Here is a 12,012-nt window from a genome sequence, read left to right as displayed (position 1 = left end):
AGTTGTTTGATTAATGGTGTTAGAACACCGTCTTCGCCAGTAAGACCTTTACCAGCTTGAAGTTCAGCTAATGCTTTGTTGAAGTCGAAAGATTGAGTCATGTGTCACTCCTGTTTTCTTAATAATACTGAAATGACACAGATTTCTAAACACTACCTAGTTTTTTGCTGACGTATTACAGTAAGGGTGCATTAGAGCACCATTTTGCACACTACCTTTACCTCCATCTTGCTTTCTCACAATATGATCGAATGAGATAGAATTTTGATGAATAAAACCATTACAATATGAGCATGTGCTACTTTTAGGCAAAGCTTCTTGGATGTAAATCTGGGATTTAATATCCGTTGAGAACCTCAACGACTTGACATTTATGTCATCATCTTTAGTTAGAAATTTATACTCATCCAATATCATACTAACAATGGTATTTTCCGATTCCTGCTTTTGCAACAAGTTGATTATCAACATTGTTACTTTAATTATATGCTTGTAACTCTTTGTACCACTACCGTATTTTGCATTAACCCCTGAGATAAAGTGTTTATACTTAATTAAGAGCTTTTCTAAGTCATTACGAATGAAACAAAAGGACTTTAATGATTGAGGTGACTTCTCTATCTCCTTAACAATATCCACCCAAGCTAAGATTGCTGAATAAATATGATTACCACGTTTGTTATAGAAATAAACTAGAGGATGTAAGCCTAGTGATGATGGATGAGAAGAGTTTATTCTTCTTAGGAACTTCCTGGTGTTTTTCAGATACGTAACTGTCAACTTGCCATCAGGATCATCATCTATTTTCTTTGTGTTATTAGGAACTCCGTTACATTTTTTTACCAAATCAAAAATAAAACTATTAGTTTGAGGGGAGTTATATTTTTTAACTAAGGGTAAGTCTAATGTCCTAATAGCACCAGATATCTTAGGTTGAAAAATTAACCCATTTATTTCCTTGGCAATGTCTTCAATCTCTTTCATTAACGAAGACTCAAATTTTGACCAATATTGATGTCCTGCGCCAGCTCTCATTATAGCTCGAGAGGCAATAGCAAATGCTTTTCTTCTTGATTGAAGAAGTTCGATCTCCGTATCATTTATCTTAGATGCTTTTTGGTTTATTTTAAAAAACGACTGTTCGGCTTTTTCTGCTCCACCGCTTACCCACTGCAATTGAATAGAAGTACGGCCTAGGCTAAGAGCTTTTTCCAATATTTCACGTTCAGTATTCTTGCTATCAGCCGTAGCTTTTTTATATTCACTATAAGATTTAACTGTGTTTTTAATTTTTTCTCGGGTTTTATTTGCGATATCACGCTGCTCCTCATCAATCTCATCATTGAAAAATTGCTTTGAGATAGCACCATCCCCATAGTCATCGTTTATCCACGCTATCAATGCCCCAAGCCTATGGGCTCCGTCAATAACGAAGTTGTAAGGACCTGAATTCCACAATATAACAGCTGGTATTAAATCACCATCAATAAAGCTTTGAATGAATTCGCAAAGTTGATCATCCGTCCAGTCAGAAGTTTCCCTTTGAAAATCTGGTTTTCTTAGCCCAGCATAGAAAAACTCACCTTTTTCTAAATCTTTTACACTAACATTTTGATTAAATGATGAGGCTCTGGAGTTGGTTTCGATGACTTCAAAATCTTCTCTTGAGATCAACGCATCCAAATTTACATTTGGCATCTCATTTTCCTTTTTGTTATTGAAATTCTTAATACGCTTTACTGCATATTCCCGATAATTTACTTACTTTATAATGCATAAAAGTGCTTGATTTTAATTTTTAATAGCGTCAATTTTTGCTTCTATAAAATACAAAATAATGAAACAGTTAAATTGCAGTAACCAGCTCTTCGATTCTTTTAATGAATTTGTCATGCCTACATGTACTATATTTTTTTGTCCATAAAATTCATGGCTAAAGCCTACAAATTTAAAAGCTTCGCTTTTCGCGCGAGCAAGCTGCGTATACAAGCCAAAAGCGCGAGGTAAACTCCCGCCTAAATTCATAATCACCAATCTACCAACACACTCCAACTCCCCGTGATCACACCCGAAAGTTATAAATTGATGAGTAATCACTTGCATGGATGCAAGTTAAGCCGTGACTTCGCCATGGATGGCGAATACACGGCGGTTACGTTCACATCAATTTTTAACTTGAGGACACAGTGTGATCCTCGGCGCGCCGAGAGAGTCCAGAGAGAGGTCGGCGGCAGCCTCTCTTTGGTTGCCATCGCCAACGCGATAAAACCTCAAATAGAGGTTTTAATCCCTTAAATTCACACACAAAAGCATCATTTATAAGCGCTGTATAATTTTATCTACATTTTCAAAGTTTCGCTTTGCATGCCTGCAACCTAGCAAAACCATTAACGATAACGCTCAACATCCTCTGGTTTTATTAAACTTAACTTTTCTAATTGAACTGCTACTGCAAGTTCAGAGCGCTCCATTTTTTGTGCTGCCTCTTTAATATTATTATTTGCTTTAAAAAATGAAGTTAATAGCTCTTTTTCGCGTTCTTCCCATGGGAAATGAGATCTTGCTGGTTTACCTTCTTGTAAATTTTTCGCGATTTTTTCATCCGCGGTTAGTTTAACTTTCTTTTTATTTTTATTCTTTTTACTGTCTGACAACTCATCTGCGAGTGAAAATAAGGCTCTAATAACCTCGGGTGTATTCACAATTGAATTCTTATTTAAAACTTCACCTGTTTCTGGGTTGAACCCATTTGCTAGTGCTCTAAGTTGCTCACTTAAACTCATATAAATTCCCTTTTTAAATCACTTAAAAATTCACGGCTAAAGCCAATTCCTACACTTAAAAGCGCGAGGTAAACTCCCGCCTACAATTAAAATTACACAACCACTTGTTTAAACCGTGCGAAGGTTCGCATGCTTTCATCAGCAATCATTACCTCGTAATCTGGGTTTTGAGCAATTAGCTCATATTGCCCATTAGGTAATTTATTAACTTTGCGCAGTAAATACTGCCCTTCCCCGCCTATATAATCTCGCTCTATCGCCACTATTTGGCCGCGTAACGATCCTGCTTTATCGGACGTTATAAACTCAAGTAGCAGTAAATCACCATCAAGTATTGGGTGCTTACCGCCATTCATAGAATTACCCGACGCATGCGCTAAAAAGTGTACTTGTGGGTCGAGCTTGCCAGCGCCAAATGGCGCGTCCATCAATTCCATATCGCTCTCATCCCCTGTTTTAAAATGTCCACAGGCTATTTTTATATTGGGGAAGTACGGCAGCTTTAATGTGTTATCTCGCTCTTTTGTTGTATCGGTACGATCTTTAAACGCTAGCTGAGTAACATTGTCAGCTTGTTGCTCGGTATTTTGCTCAGTTGTTGCTAGGTTTACTTCTAGCCGTTGACTGTATTTAGCTAAGCTGTATTCAACCAGCTCTAACACGGCGTTGTTTAATAATTCGAGCTTATCTGCGGGTACGTCAAACGTGGCTTTTACTGTGTCGTTTTCTAGCGTAAACCACTGCGTGCCATCTTTATTTTTATTGGTGTAAGCTTTGATTGGGTTTTTACGCCAGTAGCTTTGCCATGTTTGTGAATCAGCGGCAGCTTGCTGCTCTTTGGCTGATAAATCGTGTTGTTTTAAATTTGGGTGGCGCGCTAATACTTTAGCACTCATGGCTGCAAGTTCTGCAACTGTTGGGGGAATGGTAAAACCATTTAATGCCACATAAGCTTCAAGCAAAATAGCTTTAAAGCATTTGGTCATACTGGTTGTTTGTATGCCCTTATGTAAAAAGTCATAGAACCGCGCTAGTTGCTCAGCACCTTGTTGTGCCTCATCATCAATGTTTTGTGTTTTAGCAATTAGCTCAAACCAACTAGTGTAATTGCTGTTTACCTTTTTTATATCCCCATAGTGGTAGTAAAACTCACTTAAGGTGGGTAAATGCCCAAGTTGCTCAGCAAGTTGTGTTATATCTTCAAGCGCCGTGGTGCGCTGCGCCTTAGCTAGCTGTTGCCAGAAGTCGGTGACTTTTAAATCAATATTTATAAAACAGCCATCAGCTAGATTTGGCTTTTTAAGCTTTTTCACTACACCACTTGGCGTAGTTTCATGGAGTAACGCATAAGGCTTATTTAAAAAGCTATGGTGGTTACCAATAAAGTCGAGCACCACTAAATGCGTTTTACCTTCTAGCGTACGCAAACCACGCCCTAATTGCTGTAAAAACAGGATTTTAGAATCACTTGGGCGCAGCATTAAAATAGTATCAATGCTGGGTAAGTCAGTCCCTTCATTAAACAGATCAACGGTAAATAGCACTTCAACTTGGCGTTGTTCTAATTGTTTAAGCGCCTCATTTCTGCGTACTTTTGATTGGCTGTGTACTGATAGTGCTTTTACACCCGCTTTATTAAACGCATCAGCCATGTAATCGGCATGTTTAGTGGAAATACAAAATCCTAAGGTGCGTTTTTGTTTATATTGTTGCCACTGTGCAAGCGCATGATCGGCACGTTTTTGTGTCGCAAATTTGTTTTCTAGTGCTGCAGGATCAAATCGACCATTGCGCCATGGAATGGCTTGGTAGTTTACGTTTTCGTCCCAAATACCATAGTAATGAAACGGCACTAACGTTTTTTGATCAATTCCTTGCGTTAAGTTTCTCTCAAACACTAAATTGTTATCGCACAATCCTAAAATATCGGCTTGGTCGGTTCGTTCTGGCGTGGCGGTTAAACCGAGTAAAAACTGTGGTTCAAAATAGTTTAATAGCTGACGATAAACACGTGCGCTGGCATGATGAAACTCATCAACAATGATGTAGTCGAACGCCGTTGGTGCAAATTGCTTTAAATGATTACTTCGACCAATTGTTTGAATAGAGGCAAATAAACAGTCGGCGTTTTTGTCGCGGTGTTTACCGTTATAAAATCCCGTTGAAAGCGGCAGTAGTTCAGCGAAAGTACGCTGTGCTTGTACAAGTATTTCTTCACGATGCGCGACGAATAATACCCGTTTAGCTTTGAATTGTTTAACATCAAACGCGCTTAACCATGTTTTACCCATGCCTGTTGCTAACACTACTAAGCCACGTTTAAAGCCCTCAGCGCGAGTTTGCGCTAGAGCATTGAGCGCTTCAATTTGAGCTGGCCTTGGTGTTTTAGCTTCGCTTTGTTCAATAATTTGTTCCGCTGTATCGGCATGATTTACCGCTACAAACTGCTGTGTTTTGCGCCTAGCAATGTAGTTATTAATCCATTCATGGCTTAAATTGCTGACAAACTCGTGGTTGAAAATAGCGTAAAAAGCATTCCGAATACTTAAAAATTGCTGCGCTGCTTGGCTTGTTTTTGGCTGCATGTAATCATGTCTAAAATTCCACTCATGACCTTTAGTAAGTGCGCTGGCGCTAATGTTACTTGAGCCGATAAAGGCACAACCAGACATAATTTCGCTGGTGTCATTTGTTTTGACAAAAATATACGACTTCATGTGAAAGCTTTGGTTGCTCTGTGTTTGGTAAATACGCACATCAGCACCACGATCCACTAATACCATTAGCTCTCTGAGCGCATTAGGATGAGTAATATCAAGGTAATCGGAGGTTAACAGCTTTAGTGTTGCGCCACTTTGTAAAGCCTCATTGAGTGGGTCAAATAACAAAGCCAAGCCACTGGGTTGGATAAATGACACTGTGATTTCAATCTCTGTGGCATTATTTATTGCATGTACAAGATTAGGTAATAGCGGGTCATCGGCACCCGTAATAAGCTGCTGCTTATTACTTTGCAATTGGTGCTGTTCGTTAAAGCTATTCATTTATTAATTCGCTGCGCGTTAATAATGCGTTGAGCCACACTTCGCTTTCGCGCTCTGGTCGTTGGTCGACCGTTTGCCATTGTTTTAGTATTTTAAGCTCGGTGTGGTGGGCAATTAATGCGGTTAGGCCATCTTCATTTAAATCGGTAAATTCACGGCCATTATGCACACGCTCTTGCGTGCCATATTTAAACGACACATACAAAACCCCGTTTGGTTTTAGGGCATTTTGTAGTTTTAAAAACACCTGTGGTAACTCTACTTTTGGTACGTGCAATAAACTGGCGCAACACCAAATGCCATCGTACTTATTGGTACAATTAAGCTGCTGAAAGGTTTTAACCTCTACAGCTTGTTGTAAGTAATTACTGGCTAACTTTGCAAGCTCGGGACTTGCGTCAAATGCGCTAACAGTAAAACCTTGCTGTTTAAAATACATGGCATCGCGGGCGCTACCGCAGCCTGCATCTAATATATGGCCGTGTTTAGGGATAAGCGGTAAAAAATCAACGTAAAGCGCCGACATATCAACATTAAGCGTTGAATCGCTGAAACTTTGTGCGTTTTGATTGTAGTAATTGAGTGTTTTAGTAGGCACTAAATTCACCGCTCCTTGGTTTATTTATTAATCTGGTATTCATTTATAACTAATCTACAGTATCAACATTTAAAAATATAGAGCTACGGCAATATATACGCCCTAAGTAGTATGTTTTTATTACAAAAAAGCACAGTTTAATGTTATAAAATCATGTTATTTACACTTTTACCTAATAGCTCTACACCTTTGAAAAGGTTTAGGTTGTATAAAAAATACGCGCAGCTGTTTAAATCATTATCGCTTGTTAAACTCTGCAAACACTTGCTTTAATCCCCTTAAAAACAGGGTTATTAATTAACCACTTTAGAGTTAAAATGATGCTATTTTACACCGTTCACTTATTGGTCATTATAGTGTGCTATGTTTACCCATAAGATCGTTATTCAACTTTTTCTAGTATGAATATACTGTTGGTGTTGCTGTGTTTAAGTACCGAGGTGTTACTTACAATGAATGTTAGGTTTAGGTGGTTTTTAGCTGTACTTTTAGCGCTTTGTTTAGGCGTGCCTAGCAGTGGTTGGGCGTCGAGCGATATTAAAAAAATTGTACTGGCTACCGACACCATTGACGGGCTGGTAGAAAAAGACGGCTCTGGCCTTTATGTTGATATGCTTACTAAAATTTTTGCTGCGCAATCGATTGAACTTAATATTATGATTGTACCTCAGTCTCGTGCTTATCGATGGACGGCCAATGGCAATGCTGATGCCATGTTAAGCGCAAGGCAAAATGAAGTGGAAGGCTTGTACTTTCCGGTGTGGCATTACGATATTACCTTTGTGTCGGCGATGTTTAAAAAAAGCCGGTTTAAAAATTGGCAAGGCGAGTATTCGTTACAAAACAGATCGGTGGGTACGTTAAGGGGCGCTAACTACAATAATTATTTGTATGTGCCGATTGATTTGCAGCAGGTTACCCAGCGAATTGAAGGCGTTAAAATGCTTAAGCTCGATAGGCTTGATTTCTTTTTAGATAACCGTAAAGCGCTGCAGCAAACCCTGATTGCTAACGCCACTGAGTTATCAAAAATGAATTTTGACCCACAGCAGTATCAAATCGAAAACATTGTGCCTGTAAAACAATACATTGCCTTTACCGATAACGCTAAAGGTCGTGAGTTAGCACAAATTTTTGACGCCGGATTTGCAAAATTACTTGCCAGCGGTGAGTTAGAGGCGTTGTTTATTGCTTACAATTACCTGCCTTTTCCCTTTCCGCAAAATATAGACTAGAGTAGTAATTACATATTGCTGTGGTTGAGTTTTTTATGAGAGTTGTATTTGCTTTAGTTATAAGCTTAATGTTGGCTTTTCAATGCGTTGCACAAATTACCCTGCCCCACTCTAAAATAGAAAGCCAACCAAGCACACCGCAACAAGCTACTACCCAGCTCAATGTGCTTACAGTTGATTTAGGCACCCTCATTAGTAAACCTTTAATTCAACGAGGCCTAGAGTTTGAACAACAAACTGGTATTAAAGTTAATGTCACCAAAGTGCCTTTTGGCCAGTTATATAACGAAATAAACAAAGATTTAAGCTCGCCAACGAGCCAATACGATATTATTGCCTACGCCTCACTCTGGATGGTGGATTTTGCGGAAAATAATTATTTAGTACGTTTAGATAATTACATTGCCTCCGACCCTTTAATTGAATGGAATGATGTATCACGTTTTTTTAGAGACTTTAGCTCTAAATATAACGGCCAAATTTACTCGATTCCGCTCGATGGTGATATACATTTACTTTATTACCGCCTCGATATTTTAGAAAAATATGGTTTGGCTCCACCTAGAACCTGGGATGATTACCTTGCTATTGCTAAGCAATTAAATGGCGTTGATATGAACGGGGATGGCGAGGGCGATTTTGGCTCGTGTATTTCTAAAAAAGCCAATGAGCAATCGTATTGGTCTTTGCTTTCGATTGCGGGCAGTTTTTTGCAAAGCAAAGGCACTTCTCAAGGCATATTTTTTAATACAAGAACTATGGCGCCATTAGTGAATAACGATGCCTTTAAAAAAGCCTTAAAAATTTATAAAAAAACCACTGAATTTGGCTCTGCTGATGAGCTTAACTTTGATACCAATGATGTAAGGTATGCGTTTATAAGCGGTCGCTGCGCCTTAGCCATTGAGTGGGGCGACATTGGTACTATGGCCGTATTACCTGAGTCTAAAGTGAAAAACAAAACAGGGGTGAGTATATTGCCCGGAGCTACTGAGGTATTAAACCGTAAAACAGGCCAGCTTGAACGTTGCAATGCTAACTTATGCCCGTTTGCCATTGGCGATATTAATTATGCTCCTTATGCTGCTTTTGGTGGTTGGGTAGGCTCAATTAATAATGCCAGCTCAAAACACAAAAAAAACCTCGCTTATAACTACTTGTCGTATGTTACTCAGCCTTTGCAATCGAATGAAGATGTAACCATAGGTGCCACCGGTATGAACCCGTATCGCACCTCTCAATTAGTTAACCACAAAAACTGGCTTAAACAAGGCATGAGTAAAAGTACGCTGCATTTTTACTTGGGCTCTATTTCTAAAACCGTTAATAACGCCAATATTATTCTTGATTTGAGAATTTTTGAAAACAACCGCTACTTTAGAGACATACTCGACACTGAAGTGGCTAAATACCTAAGGCACACCCAAACCGTAGACCAAACGGTTGAAAACATTGAGGCCGGCTGGAATAAATTAACCGATGAAATTGGCCGCGACAAACAGCTAAAAGCTTATAGGGCGTCGTTAGGATTAGTACCAACCCCTTAGTGATAGTGTTATTTAACGTATTGGCTATGCGGTATGCCTATACCAAACACGATTCCTAAATTCGTGAATAACAAGAGCTAATTTCCTATATTTGCCAACTATTAAATAAAACATAGGAAGCCAGCATTGTTGCTTTAATTGATGTAAAACGGGCTAAATTTGTAGTCTGGTTTATACTTTAGTAATGATAACGCTGTAGCCTCGAGTAATAAAATGCTTAAAATCGCTTTTGTTGTATTACTGCTTAGCAGCTGTAACGTATTTGCTTGCTTTAAAACACTTAAAGTAGGCACAAATGAAAACAATTGGCCACCCTATGTAATTGCCGTTAACGGTAACCTGACGGGCGTTGAAATTGACGTGTTAAACACGATTTTTAACGGCTCATCTTTTTGTTTAAAATTTATGTTGCTGCCTACCTCATCGCGCGCTTTTGAAGAATTAAAAGAAGGCCGTATTGATGTTATTTTTGCCGCGAGTAAAACATCAGCAAGAGCTGATTTTGCCTATTTTAGCGCTGCCTATCGTGATGAAGTAGTTCGCCTGTATAAATACACCGAATCGCCTGATTTAAATAACATTAGCGATATTTTTTATAAAGATTTAACCTTGGCGGTTAACCGTGGCAGTTATTATGGCGTTGCGTTTGAGCTGTTTAAACAGAACCACCCCGCTAACGTTATTATGATGCCTACCGCCGAGAAACGTTTTGCAATGCTCAATAAAAACAGAGTTGATTACGCAATTGAAGACGAACTAGCAGCGCAATATTTTATAAACCAATACCCAGCAATAGAAGCGGTTACTAATATGGCGGCCATCAATAAGAGTTTTATTCATTTAATGCTAAGTAAAAAAACCATTAGCCAAATAGAGTTACAAGCTATAAATGAGTTAATTAAGCAAAATAAATCCGCAATACAAGCCATTTACCCACATTACTGAACCCGTAGATTATTCTTTTACCTTTCATCTTGAAGCGCGGATCTGTATAATTCGCGGCCTATTATTTACTCTATTGCTTGTTTATTTATGCGGCGCCTTGCTGCAGCTTAACCCTGCCATTAATTTTCTAGGATTACTTTTTTTGATCTCCACCGCAAATATTACGATGCAGTTTGGCGCAGAGCCGTTGTTTGAAAACATTTCAGCTAAATTTGGTAACGGTAACCGTTACGGTTTAATTGGCGCTAACGGCTGCGGCAAGTCGACATTTATGAAAATTTTAAGCGGTGCGCTTACGCCTAGTGCAGGTAATGTGTCTATTACGCCGGGGCTAAAATTAGGTAACCTAAGCCAAGATCAGTTTGCGTTTGAGCAATACAGCGTAGTTGATGCGGTAATTATGGGTGATGTGGAGCTTTGGAAAGTAAAACAAGAGCGCGACCGTATTTACTCTTTGCCTGAAATGAGCGAAGAAGACGGCATGAAAGTAGCCGAGCTTGAAAGCATTTTTGCTGAAATGGACGGTTACACCGCAGAAAGCCGCGCAGAAGAAATTCTGCTTGATGCGGGTATCGATAAAGAGTTTCATTATGGCTTAATGGCAAACGTAGCCCCAGGTTGGAAATTACGTGTGCTGTTAGCACAGGCGTTATTTGCAAACCCTGATATTTTGCTACTTGATGAGCCTACTAATAACTTGGACATTCATACTATTACGTGGCTTGCCAATGAGCTTAACCAACGTAAATGCACCATGATCATTATTTCCCATGACCGTCACTTTTTAAACTCGGTATGTACTCACATGGCCGATATTGATTACGGTGAGCTGCGTATTTACCCAGGTAACTACGAAAAGTACCTTGAAGCTTCAGGCTTACAACGCGAGCAATTACTTGCTGAAAACGCGAAAAAGAGCGCTGAAATAGACGAGCTCCAAGACTTTGTTAACCGTTTTGGTGCTAACGCCTCTAAAGCGAAACAAGCCAGCTCGCGCGCTAAAAAAATGGATAAAATTAAGCTTGATGAAGTTAAATCATCGAGTCGTATGAGCCCATCACTCAACTTTGATGAGGGCAAAAAAATGTATCGCCAAGCGCTTGAGCTAACTAAGCTTGGCCATGGGTTTGACGGTGAAACGTTATTTACTGGTGGTGATTTACTACTCGAAGCCGGTGCTAAACTGGCGGTTATCGGCGAAAACGGCGTGGGTAAAACCACCTTTTTACGCTGTTTAGTTAACGAGCTTAAAAGCAACGAAGGCGAAGTTAAGTGGTCAGAAAACGCCACGTTTGGTTATTGCCCACAAGACAGCACCAAAGACTTTGATAACGACTTAACTTTATTTGATTGGATGTCACAGTGGCGCACCGCTAAGCACAACGATTTAATGGTACGTGGTATGTTAGGGCGTTTATTGTTTACCGCAGACGATTCAAATAAAAAAGCGCGTAACTGTTCAGGTGGTGAAAAAAACCGTTTGTTATTTGGTAAGTTAATGATGCAAGACGTTAACGTACTGATAATGGATGAACCAACTAACCACATGGATATGGAAGCCATTGAAGCACTTAACAATGCGCTAAAAGACTTTAAAGGCACGCTTATTTTTGTAAGCCACGACCGTGAGTTTGTATCGTCACTGGCAACCCGTATTGTTGATATTAAAGACAAGCAGGTAATTGACTTCCAAGGTACGTTTGATGAATACCTAGCAAGCTGCGAAGAAAATAAAGTAGCTTAAGAGCTAGGTTAAAGGTTAAAGGTTAAAGGTTAAAGGTTAAAGGTTAAAGAAATAGCCTAAACCATTTAAAAGCGGTGCTTGTTTAAGCGCCGTTTTTTTGTGCCTGTAATTTGAGT

General features: G+C 39.3%; 9 protein-coding genes. 4 read left to right on the top strand and 5 right to left on the bottom strand.

Annotation, left to right across the window (positions count from 1 at the left end; all coding sequences use genetic code 11):
- Positions 1-156: 156 nt before the first annotated feature.
- The 5 genes from ND6B_RS12890 to ND6B_RS12905 all read right to left on the bottom strand — a co-directional run bounded on the left by ND6B_RS12890 (position 157) and on the right by ND6B_RS12905 (position 6,425).
- Positions 157-1,698, bottom strand: coding sequence for an HNH endonuclease (locus ND6B_RS12890; RefSeq protein WP_033103051.1), 1,542 nt, complete (start codon positions 1,696-1,698; stop codon positions 157-159).
- Positions 1,699-1,791: 93 nt separating this feature from the next.
- Positions 1,792-2,103: a hypothetical protein gene (locus ND6B_RS0119095; protein ID WP_152333080.1), complete on the bottom strand. Its 312-nt coding sequence runs from the start codon at positions 2,101-2,103 to the stop codon at positions 1,792-1,794.
- A 284-nt stretch (positions 2,104-2,387) separates the two neighbouring features.
- Positions 2,388-2,783 (bottom strand): hypothetical protein, encoded by a 396-nt coding sequence (locus ND6B_RS12895; RefSeq protein ID WP_033103049.1) that lies wholly within the window; start codon positions 2,781-2,783, stop codon positions 2,388-2,390.
- 92 nt (positions 2,784-2,875) lie between these two features.
- On the bottom strand, positions 2,876-5,827 hold the full coding sequence (locus tag ND6B_RS12900; protein WP_033103048.1) for a DEAD/DEAH box helicase family protein: 2,952 nt from the start codon (positions 5,825-5,827) through the stop codon (positions 2,876-2,878).
- Positions 5,820-6,425, bottom strand: coding sequence for a class I SAM-dependent methyltransferase (locus ND6B_RS12905; protein WP_033103052.1), 606 nt, complete (start codon positions 6,423-6,425; stop codon positions 5,820-5,822). The genes ND6B_RS12900 and ND6B_RS12905 overlap by 8 nt, the downstream gene beginning before the upstream one ends.
- A 452-nt stretch (positions 6,426-6,877) precedes the next feature.
- Between ND6B_RS12905 and ND6B_RS12910 the strand changes: the two genes are divergently transcribed.
- The 4 genes from ND6B_RS12910 to ND6B_RS12925 all read left to right on the top strand — a co-directional run bounded on the left by ND6B_RS12910 (position 6,878) and on the right by ND6B_RS12925 (position 11,896).
- A complete protein-coding gene (locus ND6B_RS12910; protein WP_033103047.1) occupies positions 6,878-7,660 on the top strand; it encodes a substrate-binding periplasmic protein in 783 nt (260 codons plus the stop codon).
- A gap of 35 nt (positions 7,661-7,695) precedes the next feature.
- The gene (locus ND6B_RS12915) at positions 7,696-9,207 is read left to right on the top strand and encodes an ABC transporter substrate-binding protein (protein WP_033103046.1); all 1,512 of its coding nucleotides are present in this window, start codon (positions 7,696-7,698) and stop codon (positions 9,205-9,207) included.
- A 213-nt stretch (positions 9,208-9,420) separates the two neighbouring features.
- Complete coding sequence (locus ND6B_RS12920) at positions 9,421-10,152, top strand: substrate-binding periplasmic protein (RefSeq protein ID WP_033103045.1); 732 nt, start codon at positions 9,421-9,423, stop codon at positions 10,150-10,152.
- 142 nt (positions 10,153-10,294) lie between these two features.
- Positions 10,295-11,896, top strand: coding sequence for an ABC-F family ATPase (locus ND6B_RS12925; protein WP_081844653.1), 1,602 nt, complete (start codon positions 10,295-10,297; stop codon positions 11,894-11,896).
- Positions 11,897-12,012 lie beyond the last annotated feature (116 nt).

The organism is Pseudoalteromonas sp. ND6B (assembly GCF_000764215.1).
Classification (GTDB): domain Bacteria; phylum Pseudomonadota; class Gammaproteobacteria; order Enterobacterales; family Alteromonadaceae; genus Pseudoalteromonas; species Pseudoalteromonas tetraodonis.
The sequence above is the reverse complement of the archived record's forward strand: the minus strand, read 5'-3'. Positions and strand labels throughout refer to the sequence as shown.

What these genes read in the sequence shown, in the direction of transcription:
- ND6B_RS12890 (WP_033103051.1), bottom strand. Translation starts at nt 1,698, where the DNA reads ATGCCAAATGTAAATTTGGATGCGTTGATCTCAAGAGAAGATTTTGAA.
- ND6B_RS0119095 (WP_152333080.1), bottom strand. Translation starts at nt 2,103, where the DNA reads ATGCAAGTGATTACTCATCAATTTATAACTTTCGGGTGTGATCACGGG.
- ND6B_RS12895 (WP_033103049.1), bottom strand. Translation starts at nt 2,783, where the DNA reads ATGAGTTTAAGTGAGCAACTTAGAGCACTAGCAAATGGGTTCAACCCA.
- ND6B_RS12900 (WP_033103048.1), bottom strand. Translation starts at nt 5,827, where the DNA reads ATGAATAGCTTTAACGAACAGCACCAATTGCAAAGTAATAAGCAGCAG.
- ND6B_RS12910 (WP_033103047.1), top strand. Translation starts at nt 6,878, where the DNA reads ATGAATGTTAGGTTTAGGTGGTTTTTAGCTGTACTTTTAGCGCTTTGT.
- ND6B_RS12915 (WP_033103046.1), top strand. Translation starts at nt 7,696, where the DNA reads ATGAGAGTTGTATTTGCTTTAGTTATAAGCTTAATGTTGGCTTTTCAA.
- ND6B_RS12920 (WP_033103045.1), top strand. Translation starts at nt 9,421, where the DNA reads ATGCTTAAAATCGCTTTTGTTGTATTACTGCTTAGCAGCTGTAACGTA.